Here is a 19,696-nt window from a genome sequence, read left to right as displayed (position 1 = left end):
CGACCTCCCTTAAAATTCGATCTTCGGCTTTTCCAGCATTTCCCCGAACTTGAAGAGCCGGAGGAAGATGATGGAAAGCGCGAGGCCAACGACGACCAGCACCAGCGCCATCGCGGCGCCGAGGCCATATTCGAGATTGCCGGTGAAGTTGGACAGCGCGATGCGGAAGGCTTCGAGCGCCCACACATTGGTGGTGTTGCCCGGCCCGCCATTGGTCGTCAGCCAGATCTCCTGGTAGGACGACAGCAGCGACAGCGACTGATAGCAGGTCACGAACAGGATCGGCCATTTCAACTGCGGCAGGATGATCTTGCGAACCTGCTGCCAACGGCTCGCGCCGTCGACCTCGCTTGCCCAGAGCTGCTGGACGGGGATTGCCCTCAGCGCGCCGCTGAACAGGATCATGCCGAAGGATGCGCCGATGAAGCCGTTGAGGGTGATGATCGTCGCCCAGGCCGTCGGCACGGAGCCTTTCATGTAGTTGAACGAGGGAAGGCCGAGATGGGCGGCGATTGTCGGCAAAAACCCGTCATCCCAGGTGAACCACCGCCACATGACCGCATAGAGCACGACCGGCGTGATGCGCGGCAGCAGCCAGAGCACGCTGAACACCGAACCGCTGGTCTTCGGCATGTAGAAGATCGCGATTGCCAGGAACAGGCCGAGCCCGACATTGAAGATCGAGAGCGTCAGGCCGACATAAAGCGCGGTATTGGTCAGCAGTCGCCCGGTCGCCGGCGTGGTCGCCAGACGTTTGAAATTGTCCGTGGTCCAGACCCAGCCGGTATAGGATTGAGTCAGAACCGCGTCGCGCTGAGCTTCGGTCAGGTCCGGCGCGACCGCATCGATCGCCGTCACCGCCTGGTCGCGCGTTGCAAAGCGGGTGTTGAGGATCGACTGGCCGAAGGGCTCGGCGGCCAGCTTGAGATCGCGGATGCGGCGCGGCCGGTTCGGGAGCGTCTTCAACTCGCGTTCGAAGCTGCGGGCATCGTCGAAATGGGCGCCCATCAGGCGGCTTTCGATCTCCTCAAGGAAATCCGGTTCGACGCCGGCTTCGGCTGCGCGGGAAAGCGCCGCCTCGTCGACGGTGATCGATGTACCGCTCAGGCTCTCGGTCACGGCCTTGTCCATGCCCTGCCATTCGAGATTACGCAGCGCGTTGGGGCTGATTACATAGGCGCCGCCGGTAATGCCGGTCGCGCTGGTCATGTTGGTGAAGGAAAAGACCGCCGTCAGCACCACGGGTGCGAAGAAGAAGGCGAGCAGAAAAAGAAGCGCCGGCGACAGCATCAGGATGCCGAACGGACTGATGCGGGGGCCGCCTTTGCCTGCGGCTTTAACGGTTTCGGCATCGCCCGGGCGCGTGGCCACGCCCGGGTTGATACCTCTTTCGACGGAGGTGTTGTCGGTCATCTTCGCTCCGTTCAGCGAATGATGATCTGGTCGCCGAGGCCGTTTTCGACGGTCGCCTGAGCCTGATTGACGGCGTCCTCGACGGAGGTCGTGCCGGCCCAGGCCGATTCCAGGCCCTTGAACATGGCTTCCCAGTAGATGCCGAAATCGGCATTGTTCGGGATCGAGTTGGCATAGGGGAGCAGCTTTTCGGTGGCTTCGCTGGCCCAACGGTCATTGGCGTAGAACGGAATGGTCGTCTCCGCCTCGCCGATCGCCAGATGGCCGGACTGGACCGCATGTAGCGCGTTGATGCGCGGCTCGGACGCAACGGCGACAAGCTCGGCGGAGATCGCCGCGTCGTCGTCGGTGCCCTGGGTCGAGATCAGGTAGACCAGCGGATGGGTGATGGTGTTGGGCCTGCCGTTTTCATTGCCGGCCGGGATCAGCGAGAATGAAACGGTGTCGAAGAAATCCTCGAGGCCGTACTGGTTTTCCCACTGCAGCTTGTGCCAGGTGCCGCCGTGCCAGGCGCCGTATTTGCCGGTGGCGACATTGGTGTGGAACGTGTCCCACTCGCCGCCAAGATAGGTCTTCGGCGTCACGCCCATTTCGACCGCGTCGACGAAGAACTGGTACATGTCGGTGATCGCCTGCTTGTCGAACACCAGCTTGCCGGTCTCGGGGTCGACCATCTCGCCGCCGAAGGACTGATAGAACTGCCAGTAATCGGTGCCGTTGTTGACGCGCGGACCGAAGCCGTAGCCGGGTTCGACGACGCCTTCATCCTGCATCTTCTTGGCATCGTCGAGCATGTCGTAAAGCGTGTATTCGCCGCTTTCGATCTTGCCGGGCAGCGCGTCGATATCGGCATCGCTGTAGCCGATCGCCTTCAGGTCCGGCTTGGACATGAAGAACGGACGGGCTTCGGCATCCTGCGGAATGCCCCAGATCATGCCGTCATAGCTCGATACCTCGATGAGGTTGTCATAGAGCTGGTTGAGCGGCCAGGCGTCGAAGTCGACATAGTCCTCGATCGGGCGCAGAATACCCGCCTGCGACCACGGGCCGATGTCTTCATGGCCGGTGACAATGATGTTGGGGGCTGTGCCGGATTCGGCGGCCAGCGTCACAGCCTGCTTGAAATCGTCCCAGCTCGACCAGACCTGCTTTTCGACGGTGATGTTGAGGTCGTCGCCGCGAATGGCGGCCTGGCGCTCTAGATAGTCGGCCGCCATTTCGATGGCGTCGACGCGATAGAGCGAGTTGTCGTCGGTGCCGCCCGACCATACGGTGATGGTGTAGTCCTCGGCATGCGCCGCACCTGACGTGGCGGCCGCGATCGCAATGGCAGCCGTGCCGATAAATGCCTTGATATTCATGCGGGTCTCTCCAGGTCCCTGAGCATGAGGCTCCCCCGAAATTGTCACGGAAGCCCTGCCCGTGTTGTCATATCGCATCGGCCGTTTCTTGTTTCCGGGCCTGCCGGAACAGCACGATGCCGGTGAAGCGAAACCACCCGCGCACGTCCTCCAAACCGCGGAAATTGGCCTTCGCTGATCGGACGCACGATATGACCTATGTCCTCCTCATGACGCCCACGTGACATTTTGTACACGTGTACATGACAAATGTACACGTGTACAAAAAAATTACCGGTATGGACCTTTCTGGAGCGGAAGCCGCCTCAGTCGGGCGCGGAAACGGTGTGCCCTGCCGCGCGCCATGCGGCTTCGAGCAGCGGCGCTTCATCGGTGGTGATCTGGTCGGCGCCGAGTTCGAGCAGGCGTCTTACGGTTTCAATCTCCGCCTCCGTCAGCCCGTCGTCGGGCCGGGCGGGATTGAAGGTCCAGGCGTCGACCAGAAGGCCGGCATCATGGCTGGCAGCGATCATGTCGAGCCCGTTATCCGCCGCTTTCAGAACCAGCGGGTAGTGGAGGTAGATGGTGCCGGCCGCGGTCGGTCCCGCAAGCGCCGCAGCGAGCACATCGGAGGCGGCCGAAAGCCCGTCCTTCTCCCAGGCTTCCCAGATGTCCTCGGACGGGTCGATGCCGCGTGCGACCTCGGGCATGATCTCGCGCATCGCGGCGATCAGCGCGAGGTCGGTCGCCGAGACGATGATATTGCCGGCATTGGCGCCGATGATCTCGCGAAGATGCGCAAGCCCGGAATTGCCGATCACCCCGAGATCCGATTTCATGTCGAATTGCACCAGCGTGTCGGGATGCGCGCCGGAGAGCAGCCGGGCGAGGTCTTCGGAAAGGACAAGCGGCTCGCCGCCGACGGCATAGCGCACGTCCTCAAGGTCCTCACGGCGCGATGCGGAGACGAGGCCCCGGCCATCGGTCTCGCTTTCCAGCGTGTCGTCGTGCACGACGGCAAGACCACCATCGGCGCGCACCCTGAGATCAAGCTCCATCGAGGCCCCGAGCTCGAAGCCTTCCGCCATCACGGCAAGGGAAAAGACGGGATCGGCGAGGCGCTTGCGCAACTGATGCCATTTCAACCGCGTCCTGCGGCCGTTCAGTTCAAGATGGAGTCCACTGTTATGCGACATGGTCTGGCTTCGCTTTCATCTGCTATATCGTTTACCCATCGTCCAACTGCCTGGAATCCGGGAAACCCGACGGCAGAGTTGATAGCACAGTTTCAGTCCTTGAAAAGCCTGACCGCGCTGGACCCAGCGCGGTCAGGAGCGGCCGCCGCCGAACGCCCCGACTTGCGCTTGAGCTTTTGGTTCAAAAACTTGATCAAATGATCCTTCGGGATTATGCCGGACAAGACGACAACCTTATGGACGATGATGATGGGTGAACGCCGGCCGCCGACGCTTTGGACACTGACCGCCGATCCCGCGCCGGACCGCACTGTTGTTATCCTCCCTCAAAGGGCTGATGTGGTTGTGATCGGCGGCGGATTTACCGGAATGACGGCGGCGCTTGCGCTCGTCCGTAAAGGCCGATCGGTTGTCGTGCTCGAGCGCTCCCGTCTGGGCGATGGCGCAAGCGGCACGAATGCCGGCTTCGTGGTCCCGAACTTCGCCAAGGCTGACCCGGATGCCGTGCGCCGCAAGCTGCCGGATCCGGCGGCCGAGCGTCTGTTGCGGCTGGTGGGCGAGGGCGCTGATCAGGTGTTCGAAACCATCCGCGCGGAAGGCATCGACTGCGATGCCCGCCAGACCGGCTGGCTTCAGCCGGCCTATGGCAAGGAGGCGGCAAACATGCTGCGCCGGCGGGCGGCGGCGTGGAACGCGCTTGGCCGGCCGGTCCGGTTTCTCTCCGCCAACGCGGTGCAACATGAGACCAGCATGGCGATCTATCAGGGCGGTCTTTTCGATCCCTCGGGCGGCGCGATCCATCCGCTGAAATATCTCTCCGGGCTTGCCGACGCGGTGACCCGAAGGGGCGGGGTCATCCGCGAACAGGCCGAGGTGACGGCAGTGACGCGCTCGGAAAATGGCTGGCGCGTGGCCTTCACTGGCGGCGAGCTCGCGGCCGCGGTCGTCATTCTCGCCACAAACGCATTCACCAGCGGGGTTGCGGGCAGGCTCGGCAGCACCACGGTGCCGCTACGCGTCTATCAGGTGGCGACGAAGCCGCTTTCCGAGGCGGTGGTCAACCGCATATCGCCGAACCGGCTGCCGGTCGGCGACACGCGTATGAATCTCTTCACCTACCGGCTCGACCGCGACAACCGGCTGATCAGCGGCGGCATGGCGATCAATCCCGTCGGCGCCTTTCGCCGCGTCGGCAATGCGGTTGTTGATCGGCTGGTCGCTGAACTCGGGCTTGAAACGCCGCCGGAGGTCGAAGTGGTGTGGACCGGGGTCGCGGCGATGACGCCGGATTTCCTGCCGCGCATCCATCAGTTTGGACCGGGCTTCTACGCCGGCATAGGCTGCAACGGTCGCGGCATCGCCATGACTGCCCAACTTGGCCGGGTCCTGGCGCGCGCGGCCCTTGGCGAAGCGGCCGAAAACCTTCCTGTGCCGCTGATTTCCGCCCGCCGGCTGCCGTTCCATGCGCTGAAGCCGCTTGCGGCCTCGGCGGCGCTGGCCCAGGCCCGTTTCGCCGACTGGCGGCGCGGCGGAGCGTAGGCACGCAGCAATTGCCACGCGGCCGTTCAGATCGGGCACATGTCCTGCAGCAGGGCCTGCGTCGCCTCGATATCCTTGACCATCAGCGCGGCCGCCGCCTCGGCATCGCCGCGCCGGAACGCCTCGATCATCTCGTAGTGATAGGTCGAATAGGGGTGGATCGTGCCCTCGTTGATCTGGTGGATCACGAGATCGGAGAGCATGCGCATATAGGGGCCGAAGCGCAGCCACAATGTCTCGATCATCTGCGGCAGGATTTCCGAGCCGGACAGCTCATAGATCGCGAAATGGAACTCCTGGTTCTTGCGCAGCATCTCGTGGACGTGGCCATCGCGGCCGAGCGCCTCATGCTCGCGCGCCAGCGCCAGGCAATGCTCGATCTCGGCTTCCTTCATGCGCGGCGTCGCAAGCTTGGTGGCTAGACCCTCCAGCGCGGTCCGTGCGCGGCAGAGATCGTCGAGCCGCTGGCGCGAGACGGCGGGCACCCGGGCCGAGCCGTTGCGGCTGATTTCCAGACCCTTTTCGGCGGCAAGCCGGCGCAGCGCCTCGCGCACCGGCATATGGCTGGTGCCGAATTCGGCGGCGAGCGAGGAGATCGTCGTGACCTGTTCGGGTTCGAACTGGCCCCACATCAAGGCCTGGCGCAATTGCTCGTACACCCCGTCCTGGACGGTCATCCGCGATGAAATCCTGGAAAGCCCCGTATTGTTCATTGCGCCTCTCTCCCCGGTGGTGGTGCGAGCCTGTCACCGTCTGTCGGGGCAAGAGGCATCAAAGTCAAGCGTGCGAGCGCGCTTAGCGGGTTTTCGCCCGGCGGAAGCGCTGTTCCAGAACGGCCACGAGACGCACAAGCGGCAGCAGAAACACCAGATAGATGATCGCCGCGCCAATCAGTGGCGTCGGATTGGCGTAGAATGCCTGGGCGTCCTGCGCCTCCTTCAGAAGCTCGGGCATCGCCACGGTGGAGGCAAGCGCGGTGTCCTTGAACATCGATACGCAATTGCTGGTGGTCGGCGGGATCACGATCCGGATCGCCTGCGGCAGGATGACCTTCCACAGCGTGACGGGAAAGGAAAGGCCGAGGGCGGAGGCGGCCTCGAACTGGCCGTCCGGCACGCTTTCGATGCCGGAGCGGAAGACTTCCGCCGAATAGGCCGCCATCACCATCGAAAACGACAGGATCGCGGACGTCCAGGCGGAAAAGCGGATGCCGATGAAGGGCAGGGCGTAATAGACCAGGATCAGCACCACCAGCACCGGCATGGCGCGGAACACGTCGATATAGGCGACTGTCAGAAACCGGATCGGCTTCGGCGCGTAGAGCCGGAATACGCAGATCAGCAAGCCGGCGCTGACGCCGATCACGATGGCGAGCACGCCGAGGATCAGTGTGTTCATCAGTCCGCGCAAGAGCAGCGGCATGGCCGCGACGAGCACGTCGGTATTGAAAAAGGTTTCGACCAGGGTCATCGGCAGCAGCTTCCAGTGATCGCGACACGCGTTTTGCCGCGCCTTTGGCGCGACGCATTCTGATATTCTTTTGATGCGGAGAAGCGACGGAGGGCGCCGCGACGCCCTCCGTCATGCGTGATCACGGGATGGCAAAGACCGTGACGGTGGAGGAATTGGCCGGCGCCGCCGAGCCGAACCACTTTTCGTGGATCTCGGCCATGGTGCCGTCTTCCTTCATCGTGGTGATCGCCTCGTTGATGGCGTCGAGCTGTGGATGATCCTTGCCCATCATCATGCCGTACTGCTCGCCGGTCTTGATCCGGGCTGCGACCTCGAAGCCCTTCATCTTGGTGAACAGGTATTCCATGCCCGGAATATCGGAGACGACGGCATCGACGCGGCCCGCGCCGAGATCGAGGAACATGTCCTGCTGGGCGTTGTAGCCCTTGACCGACTTGATGCCGAGGCTCTCTTTGTTTTCATCGACCCATTTCGCGCCGGTGGAACCGGAGAGCACGCCGACGGTCTTGTCCTTCAGTTCCTCGGTGCCGGAAAGCGTGACGCCTTCCTTGACGGCGATGCCCATGTCGGAATCGTAATAGGATTGGGTGAAGGACTGCGATTCCAGGCGTTCCGGGGTGATCGTGATCGAGGAAATCGCGCCGTCGATACGGCCCGATGTGGTGGCGGCGAACAGCGCCTGGAAACCGTAATCGGCGATTTCCGGCTCAAGGCCGGCGCGCTTGACGGCTTCGGTGGCGATATCAACCTCGAAGCCCTCGAAAGTGCCGCTGGCGTTCTTGTATTCGAACGGCGGATTGCTGGGATAGGCGCCGATGCGGAAAGGCTCGGCGGAGGCTGCCGACAGGCTTCCGGCAGCAAGTCCGATTGCCGTTGCGAGCATGATGGCGTGGCGGCGGGTAAACATCATTTTTTCATTCTCCCTCTGGTGGTGACCGCATGCGGTTTGTGGTGACGCGTTTTCGCGCCGCCGGCATCGCGACGCTTCAGCTTTTGTGTGCGGCGATGATCTCGCCAAGCACTGTGTCGAAGCGTTCGATTTCTTCAAGCTTGTTGTAATGCAGCAGCGAGACGCGCACCGCGCCACTGTCCATCGCAAGGCCGAGACGGGCCATCAGGCGCGGCGCGAACATGTGCCCGTCGCGAATGCCGATGCGCCTTTTGCCCATCTCGACGGAAAGCGTCTTCGGCGCGAGACCCGGAATGTTGAAGCAGATCGTCGGCACCCGCTGCTCGAGCCTGTCATTGTCGGAAATGCCGTAGATCACAGCGCCGTGGCGCTTCAGCACGGAAAGCATTTCCCTGGCCAGGATCATCTCGTAGTCGCGGATCGCGCCCATCGCCGAGACAATCGCCGCGCGGCGGCTGTGCTCGCCGGACGGCAGGAACCGTTCCCCGACGCTTTCGAGATAGCGCACGGCGGCGTCCATGCCGGCGACATTCTCGTAGGGAAAGGTGCCGACCTCGATCTTGTAGGGCGGCACGTCGGGGATGAAGTCCTCCTTGAAGGTGGGCAGCCGGCAAAGCGCGTCATAGCGCCCCCACAGGAAACCCATATGCGGCGAGAAATTCTTGTAGCCGGAGCAGACCAGATAGTCGCAGTCCCAGGCTTGCACGTCGATCAGCCCGTGCGGGCCGAAATGGACGCTGTCGAGGAAAACCTCCGCGCCTGCGGCATGGGCGATGCGGCCGACCGCCGCCACATCGACGATCGTGCCGATCGCATGCGAGGTCGCCGTGCAGGCGACCAGCCGGGTCTGTTCATTGACCAGCGGCTTCAGGTCTTCCGGGTTGAGCGTTCCATCCTCGCGCATCCGCCACCAGACGATCTTCGCGCCATTTTCCTGGAGCGCCAGCCATGTGGCGATATTGGCGTCGTGGTCCATGTCGGTGACCACGATCTCGTTGCGCTCATCCAGCATTCTGGCGATGCCGAGGCTGACGAGGCGGATGAAGGAGGTGGCGTTGAGGCCGAAGGAAATCTCCTCCGGGCGATAGGCATTGATGAGCACTGCGACGCTTTCGCGCGCGGCCTCCAGGCCGGCATCAACCCGGGCGCTATGCTCGTAGCTCGCCATGCGCTGGACGTTGGCATCGATCAGGTGATTGGTGACCGCGTCCACCACGCTTTGCGGCACCTGCGCGCCGCCGGCGTTTTCGAGGAAGATGAAATCGCCGGCCCTGGCGATCGCCGGGAACAGGGACCGGATCTCGTCAACCGGGAAGCTGTTGCTGAGCGGGGCGGATTCGGTCTGCATATTCATTGGGTTATCCTGTGTCGTTCCCGGCAGGCAACAAACGCCGCCCGCCTGAATATTGTTGTTTTGATTATTTGATCACAAGATATTTCAGATTTCAACTATCTCTTCCGATGTTGTGCCAGTTTATGTCCTTTCCTGTTCGCTGTTTTGCCATGCGGCTCCCGATCTCCGCCGCTGGAGAAGGGGCGCGGGTCAGCCCGGCATGCCCTCGAAACGGGCGAGACCCGGGCCGGCAATGTCCCAGGCCGGCGCTCTTGCCGCATAGGTCACCACTTTCGGCCGGAACAGGTCCGGATCGTCAAGGCTTGCCGCATGGACCGCGATGATGTCCGGCATGGCGGCGAAGGTCAGGAAGACCGGCGTTCCGCAGACAGGGCAGAAGGCATGGGTCTTCTGCGTTCCGCTGTCGCCGGCAAGGCTCCATTCGGAAGCGGTTCCGGTGATCCGCATCTGCGCCCTTTCGGGAAAGGTCAGGTAGGACCCATGGCCGGTGCCGCTGCGTTTCTGGCAGTGGGTGCACTGGCAGTGGTTCTCAAAGACGGGGCTTGTATCCGTTTCGTAGCGTATGGCGCCGCAGGCGCATCCTCCGCTATAGCGTGTCATCACGGGCCTCCATACTTCAAGCCGCCTTGGGCTTGGCGAAAACATCGAGGCCGCAGCCGGTTTCGAGATAGGATTTCATGCTGGACAGCACGATCGGCCAGCCCTTGGTGACGCCGTTCGCCATGCCGCTGCCGACCACCAGATCGTCGTGGGTCACGGTGAGCCGCACCATGTCGTCATAGGGCTCGATGTCGAAACTCACGCGGCTGTAGGCTGCCGGGTCCGCGGCCTCCGATTCATTTGCCCAGCTTATGACAAGCCGCGAGGGCGGGCTGCTCTCGATCATCTCGCCGACGAGCTGGACGGTGCGGGCGTCATTGGCGCGGACATGCTGCCAGCGCGAGCCCGGACGCCAGTCGGACACGTTTTCGTGGCCCCAGTAGCGACGCGCCACATCGGGCCTTGTGATGGCCTCGAATACTTTTTCAGGCGTGGCGGCGATATAGGTCACATAGACGAACTGGGTCGTTTCCCTGATCGTTGCATCTGTCATTTGCTGTCTCCTTCGAGTTCTCTCTTGAGGTCGTGCAGCAGGCCGAGCCGCTGGTGCTCGAACTTGCGCACCCACCGCTCGTAGACTTCGTAGAGCGGCACCGGATTGATGAAATGCAGCCGCTCCCGCCCGCGCCGGACGCTGGTGACGAGATTGGCCTTTTCCAGAAGGCCGAGATGCTGGGTGGCCGACTGGCGGGTCATGTCAAGGTTTTCGCAGAGCTGGCCGAGGGTCTGCCCGTTCCGCTCGCACAGAAGGTCGAGCAGCTTGCGGCGTGTCGGATCGGCCAGCGCCTTGAAAACGGTATCGGTATCCATGGGTCTCACTTTCAACGTCTGTCATTATGCAGGTATTTGCCTGCGTGTAAAGCGCAGTTTTTTACCTGCATTTTGGGATAACAAAAAAGGGCACCGGATTTCCGGCGCCCTTCACTGCCCAATAGGAAGCTTGGCCTATTCGAGCTCGCTCTGAAGCTTCATCACGTCGTCGGTGGTCATTTCGCCGACGGTTTCGACTTCGCCATCGGTGATCTTCCAGAGGCGGAACGGGCCGGTGATGTCGCCATACTTGTCGAAGCTGACCGGGCCGATGACGCCTTCGTAGCGGATCGGCTTGCCTTCTCCGATCAGCGCCAGCGCCTTCTCGAACTCTTCCTTTCCGGCATAGATCGGCTCGCCATCGGGATCGGTGACCTTGTAGATCGCATCGCGGATCGCGGCGGGGTCTTCGGAACCTGCGGCGGCAATGGCAAGGCCCACGATCGCGCCGGCATCATAGGAGCGGTCGGCTGCCGGGTTGGTCGGCGCGATGCCGCCGGAGAACGCCTCGTAATTGGCGTTGAAGTACTCGGTCGACTTGGTCGGATTGGTGCCCGATGAGGTGCCATAGGCCTCGTTCAGGTAGTCCGCGCCCACGGATTCGATGAAATCCGGGCTGTTCATGCCGTCATTGAGCAGGAATTTCTGCGGGCCGCCCTGCGAGATCCAGGAGCGGGCAATCGTCGCGCCGTCGATCGGATAGCTGATCAGGTAGAGCGCGTCCGGATCGCCGTCGAGGGCTGCGGTGACTTCCGACTGATAGCTCGACTGCTTTTCATTGTAGGGCGTCTCGGCGACGATCTCGCCCCCGAGCGCCTCGTAGGCGCGGGAGAATTCCTTGAACATGTTCACGCCGAAATCATTGTTGACGTAGATGATCGAGAGTTTGGTCAGGCCCTGATCCATAGCATATTTGGCCGCCGCCACGCCCTGAAGCGCATCCGAGGTGATCGTGCGGAAGAACACACCGTTGGTCTTGCCCTCGCGGCCGAGCGCTGTCAGCGTCGGCGAGGAGGAGGCCGGCGATACCTGCACCACCTTGGCTGGACCGGTCACGGAGGTCAGGATCGGGATCGAAACCGACGAGATGATGCCGCCGATCACGACCGGCACCTTCTTGACCTGCACGAGCTGGGTTGCCGCATCGACCGCGATATTGCCCTGGCTCTGGCTGTCGCGGGTGTCGGTGACGAGGTCGCAGCCGCGCACGCCGCCGGCCTCGTTGATATCGTCGAACGCCATTTCAACCGACTTGGCGCCGGCCTGGCCGTATTCGCCGGCCGGCCCGGTCAGTTCCATCACCAGGCCGACGGTGATGTCGCAGTCGGCCGCCTGCGCTTGGCCTGCGGCGAGCACGAGGCCGAGCGCGGTGGTCAGATATGCAAATGTCCTTTTCATTGTCGTTCCCCTTTGTGGAATGGACTTTTTGATATGCGGTTCTGCCTGTATGGTTCCGGCGGCCGCCAGGCTCTGGTCGCCGGTATTTCTGGTTCGGCTAAACCCGGCCGTCATTGAGGTTGTAGTGCATGATATTGCCGTGCCGGCCAGTGCGGTCGCGCTCCAGCGCGTAGACGTCGCCTTCGAGCGCCGTCGCCGTCGCCATGATCGCCTCGATCTCCGCGATATCCCGCTCGGCGAGCGCGATTTCCATGATCTTCGCATTGGCCTCCGCATGAACGCGGTTGCGGGCGCCGACGATCACGGCGGCGACACGTGGTCGCGTCAGCGTGAAGGCGCTGGCGATGGTGGCGATATCGCTGTCGTGGCGGTCGGCGATGGCGCGCAGCGTTTGAAGCAGCGCCTGAAAATAGTCCCAGCCGCCAAGATCGTCGATGATCAGTTTGTACTTGACCAGGGAGCGGTTTTCGAGCGGCATTTCGGGTTCGGCCGCGCCCAGCCAACGGTCCGACAGGAACCCTCCGGCAACCGAGCCATAGCAAAGGAACCGAAAATCCTTTTCCTCGGCCAGCTTCGTTAGCGGTCCCGCCGGGCGCTGGTCGAGTACCGAATACTGCAATTGCTGGCTTACAAGCGGAATGCCGCTTTCGATGATCGCGGAAAGCTTCTCGGTGTCGAAATTGGTGGTGCCGATATTGCGCACCTTGCCTTCGCCCTGCAGTTCCTTGAGCCAGTGCATGACGTCGATATAGCGGGGCTGGGCATAATCCCACCAGTGGAACTGGACGAGGTCCAGCCGGTTGATCTTCAGCCGGCCGAGCGACTGGTCGACAATGCCGCGGATATAGTCGCGGCTAATTGTCGGCAGTACATCAAGGTCGGGCACCAGCTTGGTGTGAACCTGCATGCGCGCCGCTTCCGCCTCGCCGCGTTCGTTTCTGATCTTCAGTCGCGCCGCGCCGATCAGGTCTTCGACGCCGGTATAGATATCGGCGCAGTCATAGGTGGTGATGCCGACATCGAAGGCGGCGACGAGATCATCGACGGCGGCGGCGCGATCAATTTCGCCGTGGCCGCCGGCAAGCTGCCAGCCGCCGCGAATGACGCGCGGAATGGTGTAGCCGGGCGCAAGCTCGAATGTCCTGGTGGTCATGCGTCATCCTCTGGAAGCGGTACGGCGGTGGTGGCCGCATGGCTGAAGCGTCGGCGTTTCAGTCGGGTGATCCTCAGGCGACTTTCGCAATTGGGGTCCGGGCAGGCGATCTCGGCATCCGAGGTCATCCAGTCATTGCGGTGGGTGTTGCGCTGCTTGGCGGCGAGCAGCGGCAGCACGGCAGCGATCGAATAGATCGAAAAGCCCTGGCCCGGCGGCAGATGCAGCATCTCGCCGCGCAGCTCGAAATGATCGCCCGGTTTTGCGCCGCAATAGATCGGCTTGCCCTCCGGCACCACCGCCTCCACTCTCAGATCGTAGAGCTCGAAACTGTCGTCGCTCATCCGCCGCTCCTGGAAAACACCACCTCGCAGGCGCCGTTGCGGCGGATCGTGCCGCATGCGGCGGCGAAGCCCTCGAGCGCGTCCGCCGGCACCTTCGCCACCACGCTGCCCGCAAGCCAGCCGATCGGAAACAGCAGCCGCGCGCCGGGGCCATAGAAAAGGCCGATATCGAAGATCGGGTTCGGATTGCCGCCCCACATCCGTTCCGGCACATAGCTGAGCACGATGTCGCCCGGCTGCGGGTTCAGCGTCGCGTTTTCCGGCGGCAGCGGCCTGGCGTAGGCGGCACCCTCCAGATGGCCGGCGGGGATCGGGCAGGAAATCTCCGGCCCGGTCCACATCGCATGCAAGCCACCAACATTGCGCGCCTCGGAGAGATAGTCCCAGAAGAAGGCGGCGTTTGCCGGGGCCTTGTCGAACAGAAGAGGGGCCTTGATGTCGAAGCCGGAAACGGCCTCGCTTATATGGATCATGCGGTCTGTCATGGTTCACTCGTGGTGTCGGATTTCTGAAGCTGCTCGCGCAGGAAGGTGAAGGGGCGGCTGATATCGGTGACCAGCGCGGCGCGCGCGGCGTCCGGATCGCGCCGTTCAAGCGCGTTCACCATGGCGCGGTGGTAGTAATCCACATCAGGACTAACCCGATCCTTGATCGCGCGCGAGAATGCATAGGTGGCAAAGCGGGTGCAGGGGCTGGATTGCAGCCACAGGCTCTCGATCATCGGCAGCAACACCGAGGAACCGCTGCAGCGGTAGATCGCGAAATGGAATTTCTGGTTGAGCGTCGCCTCGCGGTCGAAATCGCTCGGCGCGTTGAGATCGTGCCCATCGCCCCATTCCGAGAGGATGTGGTTTAGCTCCGCGATATCGCGCTCGCCCATCCGAGCGCAGGCGAGCGCTATCGCCTCTCCCTCGATCAGGATGCGGGTGTTGAGCAGATCCTCGACCCGTTCGAGCGTCACCGGGGGAACCCGCACCGAACGCTGCGGCAGCGCCTCCAGCGCTTTTTCGCTCACCAGCCGGCCGAGCGCCTCGCGCACCGGCATGGTGCTGGTCATCATCGCATCCGCAAGCCCGCGTATGGTGAGAACCTGTCCCGGCTCGAACAGGCCGCCGATCAGCGCGCGCCGCAATTCCTTGTAGACGCGGTCCTGCACCGTCTCCCGCTCGACCGGCACCAGACGCAGGCCTTGCGCGTCCGCTGCGGTTTTTGCCCGGCTCTGTTTCATTGTCCCCCGCACGCATTTTTTGTTGCGGGAATATTTAAACCTGAATATCGTGATCAAAACAAGTGTGATCACAGATCAAATAAGCTCGAGAAGGGCGCAGGGGAACGATGAACGGAACAGACGGCCCGGTCGGGCCGGAACATGTGCTGACCGTCAGCCGGGCAACGAAGAATTTTGGTGGGCTCATGGCGGTGAACGATGTCTCGTTCGCGCTCGAGAAAGGCGAAATCCTGGGTCTGATCGGCCCCAACGGCGCCGGCAAGACCACGATGTTCGACCTTGTGGCCGGCAGCCAGAAGCCGACCTCCGGCAGCATCGCGATCCACGGCCATGAAGTTTCCGGGCAGAGCGCCTGGCGCAGGATCGGACACGGCCTTGGCCGCACCTTTCAGATTCCGAAGCCGTTTCCCGAACTCAGCCTGATCGACAATGTCATGCTCGCCCGTCAGGGCCAGGCGGGGGAGGGCGTCATTGCCAATTTCCTGACGCCGCGCAAGGTCGCCGCCGAGGAGCGTCGGGCGCGCGAAAAGGCCCGTGAGCTGATCGCCTTCGTCACGCTTTCCCATCTGGAAGACGAGCCTGCCAAGGTCCTCTCCGGCGGCCAGCGCAAGCTGCTGGAGCTTGCCCGCGTGCTGATGGCCGACTCCTCGATCGTGCTGCTGGACGAGCCGGCGGCCGGCGTCAACGCCACGCTGCTTGAGGTCATCATCGAGCGCATCCGCGAGATCAACCGGGGCGGCATCTCCTTCCTGCTGATCGAGCACAATATCGATATGGTGAGCCGGCTGTGCGGGCGGGTCCTGGTCATGGCGAGCGGCGAGCTTCTTTGCGAGGGCCGTCCCGACGAGGTCGCCCGCGATCCGCGCGTCATCGAGGCCTATCTCGGAGGCGCCGCATGACCGCTCCCGTGCTGGAAGTCAAGGAACTGGTCGCGGGCTACGAGCCCGGCGTGCCGATCGTGCGCGGCGCGTCGATCCGTGTCGATCAAGGCGAAATCGTCGTCGTCCTCGGGCCAAACGGTGCAGGCAAATCGAGCTTCATCAAGGCGATCGCCGGTCTGGTGCCGAAAAGCGGTGGCAGCGTGCATCTCGTCGGCGAGGACATCACCGCCGTTCCCGCCCATGAGATGGTGCGCCGGGGCCTCGCCTTCGTCCCACAGACCGAAAACATCTTCCCGCTAATGAGCATCGAGGATAATCTGAAGGTTGCCGCCGCCGTTCTTCCCAAGACTGAAATCGCCGCCGGCATCCGCGAAGTCTACGATCTCTTTCCCGATCTGTCGCAACGCCGGCGCACTGCGGCCGGCAATCTCTCTGGCGGTCAGCGGCAGATGCTGGCGGTCGCCCGCGCGCTGGTCGTGCGGCCGAAGCTCCTGGTTCTAGACGAGCCCTCGGCGGGTCTTTCGCCCAAATTCGTCTCCATGGTGTTCGACATGCTGTCGGATATCCGCGCCCATGGCGTCACCATTCTGCTGGTGGAGCAGAATGCCCGCGCCGCCCTCGCCATTGGCGATCGCGCCTATGTGCTTGTGGAGGGGCAGGATCGCCACGAGGGCATCGCCTCCGAACTCTGGAACGATCCGGTGGTCGCCGAGCTCTATCTCGGCCGGCGCGGCAAGCGCAATTCCGACGGGAACCCAGCATGAACCCGCAATTCATCATCGACGGCGCGTTGAACGGCGCCATGATCGGGCTCGGCGCGATTGGCATCACGCTCACCTATTCGATCCTGCGCTTCTCCAACTTCTCCCACGGCGACCTGATGGCCTGCGGCGCCTATGCCACGCTCACCGTGCTCGGCATCATCGGGGCGCTTGTCGGCAATGTCGCGCCGATCAAGCCGTTTTCCTTCGGCTGGCCGCTGATCGTCGCGCTGATCATTTCCATGACGCTGATCGGGCTGATGGCGATTGCGCTCGACAAGATGCTGTTCTCGCGGCTGCGAGCCAAGGGGCAGATGATCATCGTCGTCATGGCGAGCTTCGGCGCGTCGATGGCGCTGCGCAACCTGCTGGAATTCCTGTTCACCGCAAGGCCTGCCTATTTCAACCGGGCGATCCAGATCGCCATGCCGCTCGGCTTTGGTCTCCGCATCACGCCGGACCAGATCGCGCTTCTGGTGCTGACCGTCATCCTCGTCACCGCCGTGCATCTGATGATGACCCGCACCCATGCCGGCCGGTCGATGCGCGCCGTCAGCCAGAACCCGGCGCTTGCGAAGGTCGTCGGCATCGATGTGCGCAACGTGGTGCGGCTCACCTGGATGACTGGTGGGGCGCTTGCCTGCGTTGCCGGCGTCATGATCGGCATTCTGGTGCAAATCCGGCCGCTGATGGGTTTCGACATGCTGCTGCCGATGTTCGCGGCCGCGATCCTGGGCGGCATCGGCAGCGTACCCGGCGCGGTTATCGGCGGCCTGATCATCGGGCTCAGCGAGGCCGCCGCCGTGCAGTTCGTCGGCGCCGAATGGCGCGCGGCGGTGTCGTTCGTGATCCTGATGGCGGTGCTTTTTGTCAGGCCGATCGGCCTTTTCGGAGTGAAGGAACGATGATCGACCTTCTCGGCTACGGGGCGTTTTTCCTGACCACGGCGCTGATCTTCTCGCTGATCGCGCTCGGACTGAACCTGCAATGGGGGCTGACTGGCCTGTTCAATGTCGGGGTGGCGGGCTTCGTCGCCATCGGCGCCTATAGCTCCGCGATCCTGACCACCCCGCCCGATCCATCGCGCTTCGGCGGCTTCGACTGGCCGATCGTCGCCGGCTGGCTCGCCGCCATGGTCACGGCCGGCATTGCTGCCGCGATCACCGGGTTCGCGACGCTGCGGCTGAAGGCCGACTATCTTGCGATCACCACATTCGGCGTCGCGGTGGTGGTCCAACTCGTGGCGCTCAATACCCAGGGGCTGACCGGCGGCCCCTTCGGCGTTGGTTTCATCCCGCGCCCCTTCGGCGAACTCGCGGCCACGCCGTTGCGGTTCAACGTTGCGATGCTGGGCGTTGTCGCGCTGGTGACGATCATTGCCTATCTGGCACTCCAGCATCTGTCGAAAAGCCCGTGGGGCAGGGTGCTGCGCGCGCTCAGGGAAGACGAGACCGCCGCGGTCTCGCTTGGCAAGAGCGCGCGCTTCTACCGCGTTCAGGCCTTTGCCATTGGCGGCGCGGTGATGGGGCTTGCGGGCGCGGTGCAGGCGCATTTCATCGGCTTCATCGCGCCGGAAAACTATCTGCCGACACTGACCTTCCAGGTCTGGGTCATGCTGATCGTCGGCGGTTCGGGCAGCAATCGCGGCGCGGTCCTCGGCAGCGTTCTGGTCTGGGCGATCTGGGCCGGTTCCGGCGCAGCACTCTCCGCGCTGGTGCCGACCGATCAGCAGGCCCGCGCGGCCTCGCTCCAGATCGTTGCCATCGGCGTCATGCTCTGCGTCATCCTGCTGGTGCGCCCGCAGGGCATTCTCGGCGCGCATATCAGGCGCCGCCGCAAGGCCAGGGCAGAAGCGGCTTAAGATCAGCAGTTTAGTCGTTTCAAGGCTTGCGAAAGCGGTGCAGTCACACTCTCCTCCTCAAGGGGAGAGATCGGGTGAGGAGAGGCCTCGCTACTCGTTGCCCTTTCCGCTGATTGCCTCGCGCACCACGCCGTAGCTCGCACCCCAGGCGTCGGTCATGTCGCAACGGATCTCCCAGAGTTCGGGGAAAAAGCGATAGCGGGCGCCGGCCTGCAACAGGTCCACCGGCCGACCTTTAAGCGATTTCGAGCCGAGCCCGATCGAACGGTGGATCAGATAGACATGGTGGGCGCGGAATTTCTGGAATAACTCGTCGAATTCCACCAGCGCTTCGGCCACGACATAGCTGTCGCCATGGTCGTATTTGCCGTCATAGATATCGGCGACGGTGAGGTCGCGGCCGGTCAGGTAATGGGTCTTGAACATCTGCCAGAGATCGGGCGGCAGCCGCAGGAGCAGCTTGAAACCGGGCGATTCCTGACCCGAACCATTGCCGAGCTGCAGCCGGATCTGCTGATATTCCTTGGGCGACATGGTCTCCAGTACATCGAGCTGCGCCGTCATCAGCTTCATCAGCCGGTGGATCCGCCCCATAAGTGTGACCACCCGGTTGGTATCCTCCTTCTCGATATAGTCCATCACATCGACAAGCGTGTAGGCGATCAGCTTCATCCAGAGCTCTTCGACCTGATGGACGATCTGGAACTGCAACTCGTCGGCATTCGTCATTTCCCTCAGAGGTTTCTGGCAGGCGAGCAGTTGTTCGACATTGAGATAGACGCCGTAGTCGAGCATGACAGGGTTTTCGATGCGATCGTGATAGGGCTGCTTGTCCATGTTCGTGTTCCCGCGGGTTGCTTTTGCTCAATTCTACCGCGGTTTCCGCAAACATTGTTTCTGAGCTTGCCAGTTCAGCCGAATATTCGGTACGTTGTTCTTGATAAAGTCAAATTGGAAGAACGAATGGTCATCAGTGAAATCGATCGAAAGATCATCGGGCTTCTGGAGCGGGATGCGCGGATGTCGTTTGCCGCGCTTGCGGAAACTGTCGGGCTGTCGAAGACGCCATGCTGGAACCGGGTCAAGGCGCTGGAGGAGGCGGGGCTGATCCGTGGTTATCGCGCGGCGATCGATCCGGCTGGCATGGGGTTCGGCCTCGAGGCGCTGGTGCAGGTGTCGATCCGGCCGGAGCTATTCGAGCCGTTCGAGCGCGCCGTCCGCGCCCATCCGCTGGTGCGCCGCGCGCATGCCACCACCGGCGAGGCCGATTACCTGCTGCATATCATGGCCGCCGACATGGCCTCGCTTGACCGGCTGCTACGTGTGGAGATCAGCCAGCTGCCGGGCGTGACCCGCACCGTGACGGCGATGATCACCCGCGATATCAAGTCGGAAAACGCGATGGCCGAAGCCCACCGCCACGCCTTGCTTTGAT

The 19,696-nt window shown here is 62.9% G+C and carries 22 protein-coding genes; 6 read left to right on the top strand and 16 right to left on the bottom strand.

The genetic code is table 11. The features are described 5' to 3' along the window. Positions 1 to 9: 9 nt before the first annotated feature. From K7H91_RS05295 to K7H91_RS05285, 3 genes are all read right to left on the bottom strand, one after another. Positions 10 to 1,413 (bottom strand): carbohydrate ABC transporter permease, encoded by a 1,404-nt coding sequence (locus K7H91_RS05295; protein ID WP_230719168.1) that lies wholly within the window; start codon positions 1,411 to 1,413, stop codon positions 10 to 12. 11 nt (positions 1,414 to 1,424) lie between these two features. Continuing rightward, complete coding sequence (locus K7H91_RS05290) at positions 1,425 to 2,774, bottom strand: extracellular solute-binding protein (RefSeq protein WP_230719167.1); 1,350 nt, start codon at positions 2,772 to 2,774, stop codon at positions 1,425 to 1,427. A gap of 305 nt (positions 2,775 to 3,079) precedes the next feature. Beyond that, on the bottom strand, positions 3,080 to 3,949 hold the full coding sequence (locus K7H91_RS05285) for a glycerophosphodiester phosphodiesterase (protein ID WP_230719166.1): 870 nt from the start codon (positions 3,947 to 3,949) through the stop codon (positions 3,080 to 3,082). A gap of 249 nt (positions 3,950 to 4,198) precedes the next feature. On the opposite strand from K7H91_RS05285, the gene K7H91_RS05280 reads away from it, so the two are divergent. Beyond that, positions 4,199 to 5,488 (top strand): NAD(P)/FAD-dependent oxidoreductase, encoded by a 1,290-nt coding sequence (locus K7H91_RS05280; RefSeq protein ID WP_230719165.1) that lies wholly within the window; start codon positions 4,199 to 4,201, stop codon positions 5,486 to 5,488. A 26-nt stretch (positions 5,489 to 5,514) separates the two neighbouring features. Here the strand turns inward: K7H91_RS05280 and K7H91_RS05275 are convergent, their stop codons facing one another. From K7H91_RS05275 to K7H91_RS05220, 12 genes are all read right to left on the bottom strand, one after another. Further along, positions 5,515 to 6,201, bottom strand: coding sequence for a GntR family transcriptional regulator (locus K7H91_RS05275; protein ID WP_230719164.1), 687 nt, complete (start codon positions 6,199 to 6,201; stop codon positions 5,515 to 5,517). 82 nt (positions 6,202 to 6,283) lie between these two features. Next, the gene (locus K7H91_RS05270; protein WP_230719163.1) at positions 6,284 to 6,958 is read right to left on the bottom strand and encodes an amino acid ABC transporter permease; all 675 of its coding nucleotides are present in this window, start codon (positions 6,956 to 6,958) and stop codon (positions 6,284 to 6,286) included. Positions 6,959 to 7,079: 121 nt separating this feature from the next. Next, complete coding sequence (locus tag K7H91_RS05265) at positions 7,080 to 7,871, bottom strand: ABC transporter substrate-binding protein (RefSeq protein ID WP_230719162.1); 792 nt, start codon at positions 7,869 to 7,871, stop codon at positions 7,080 to 7,082. A 76-nt stretch (positions 7,872 to 7,947) separates the two neighbouring features. Further along, a complete protein-coding gene (locus tag K7H91_RS05260) occupies positions 7,948 to 9,225 on the bottom strand; it encodes a cysteine desulfurase-like protein (RefSeq protein ID WP_230719161.1) in 1,278 nt (425 codons plus the stop codon). 189 nt (positions 9,226 to 9,414) lie between these two features. Beyond that, positions 9,415 to 9,825: a GFA family protein gene (locus K7H91_RS05255; protein WP_230719160.1), complete on the bottom strand. Its 411-nt coding sequence runs from the start codon at positions 9,823 to 9,825 to the stop codon at positions 9,415 to 9,417. Between the two features lie 16 nt (positions 9,826 to 9,841). Then, positions 9,842 to 10,318, bottom strand: a complete 477-nt coding sequence (locus tag K7H91_RS05250; RefSeq protein WP_230719159.1) for an SRPBCC family protein — start codon at positions 10,316 to 10,318, stop codon at positions 9,842 to 9,844. Continuing rightward, positions 10,315 to 10,635 (bottom strand): ArsR/SmtB family transcription factor, encoded by a 321-nt coding sequence (locus tag K7H91_RS05245; protein WP_230719158.1) that lies wholly within the window; start codon positions 10,633 to 10,635, stop codon positions 10,315 to 10,317. The genes K7H91_RS05250 and K7H91_RS05245 overlap by 4 nt, the downstream gene beginning before the upstream one ends. A 135-nt stretch (positions 10,636 to 10,770) precedes the next feature. Then, complete coding sequence (locus tag K7H91_RS05240) at positions 10,771 to 12,033, bottom strand: ABC transporter substrate-binding protein (protein ID WP_230719157.1); 1,263 nt, start codon at positions 12,031 to 12,033, stop codon at positions 10,771 to 10,773. A gap of 97 nt (positions 12,034 to 12,130) precedes the next feature. After that, on the bottom strand, positions 12,131 to 13,186 hold the full coding sequence (locus tag K7H91_RS05235) for an aldo/keto reductase (protein WP_230719156.1): 1,056 nt from the start codon (positions 13,184 to 13,186) through the stop codon (positions 12,131 to 12,133). Next, entirely contained in the window at positions 13,183 to 13,530 is a 348-nt protein-coding gene (locus K7H91_RS05230; protein WP_230719155.1) for a TIGR04076 family protein, read from the bottom strand. The genes K7H91_RS05235 and K7H91_RS05230 overlap by 4 nt, the downstream gene beginning before the upstream one ends. Then, complete coding sequence (locus K7H91_RS05225; RefSeq protein WP_230719154.1) at positions 13,527 to 14,015, bottom strand: DUF3830 family protein; 489 nt, start codon at positions 14,013 to 14,015, stop codon at positions 13,527 to 13,529. The genes K7H91_RS05230 and K7H91_RS05225 overlap by 4 nt, the downstream gene beginning before the upstream one ends. Further along, positions 14,012 to 14,758, bottom strand: coding sequence for a GntR family transcriptional regulator (locus K7H91_RS05220; RefSeq protein ID WP_230719153.1), 747 nt, complete (start codon positions 14,756 to 14,758; stop codon positions 14,012 to 14,014). Before K7H91_RS05220 ends, K7H91_RS05225 begins: the two co-directional genes overlap by 4 nt. Before the next feature lie 107 nt (positions 14,759 to 14,865). Here K7H91_RS05220 and K7H91_RS05215 point away from each other — a divergent pair, with 107 nt between their 5' ends. The 4 genes from K7H91_RS05215 to K7H91_RS05200 are packed head-to-tail and all read left to right on the top strand — an operon-like array spanning position 14,866 to position 18,261. Next, positions 14,866 to 15,657 carry an ABC transporter ATP-binding protein gene (locus K7H91_RS05215; protein ID WP_230719152.1) on the top strand — a complete coding sequence of 264 codons (792 nt, stop codon included), beginning with the start codon at positions 14,866 to 14,868 and terminating at the stop codon, positions 15,655 to 15,657. Beyond that, on the top strand, positions 15,654 to 16,403 hold the full coding sequence (locus tag K7H91_RS05210; RefSeq protein WP_230719151.1) for an ABC transporter ATP-binding protein: 750 nt from the start codon (positions 15,654 to 15,656) through the stop codon (positions 16,401 to 16,403). Before K7H91_RS05215 ends, K7H91_RS05210 begins: the two co-directional genes overlap by 4 nt. Beyond that, a complete protein-coding gene (locus K7H91_RS05205) occupies positions 16,400 to 17,308 on the top strand; it encodes a branched-chain amino acid ABC transporter permease (RefSeq protein ID WP_230719150.1) in 909 nt (302 codons plus the stop codon). The genes K7H91_RS05210 and K7H91_RS05205 overlap by 4 nt, the downstream gene beginning before the upstream one ends. Then, the gene (locus tag K7H91_RS05200) at positions 17,305 to 18,261 is read left to right on the top strand and encodes a branched-chain amino acid ABC transporter permease (protein ID WP_230719149.1); all 957 of its coding nucleotides are present in this window, start codon (positions 17,305 to 17,307) and stop codon (positions 18,259 to 18,261) included. The genes K7H91_RS05205 and K7H91_RS05200 overlap by 4 nt, the downstream gene beginning before the upstream one ends. A 90-nt stretch (positions 18,262 to 18,351) precedes the next feature. Here the strand turns inward: K7H91_RS05200 and K7H91_RS05195 are convergent, their stop codons facing one another. Next, entirely contained in the window at positions 18,352 to 19,098 is a 747-nt protein-coding gene (locus K7H91_RS05195) for a tryptophan 2,3-dioxygenase family protein (RefSeq protein WP_230719148.1), read from the bottom strand. 126 nt (positions 19,099 to 19,224) lie between these two features. On the opposite strand from K7H91_RS05195, the gene K7H91_RS05190 reads away from it, so the two are divergent. Continuing rightward, positions 19,225 to 19,695 carry an Lrp/AsnC family transcriptional regulator gene (locus K7H91_RS05190; RefSeq protein WP_230719147.1) on the top strand — a complete coding sequence of 157 codons (471 nt, stop codon included), beginning with the start codon at positions 19,225 to 19,227 and terminating at the stop codon, positions 19,693 to 19,695. Position 19,696: the final 1 nt, after the last annotated feature.

Origin of the sequence: Martelella mediterranea, from assembly GCF_021021415.1 — a bacterium.
GTDB lineage: Bacteria > Pseudomonadota > Alphaproteobacteria > Rhizobiales > Rhizobiaceae > Martelella > Martelella mediterranea_C.
This window is presented reverse-complemented; position numbering and strand designations above follow the sequence as displayed.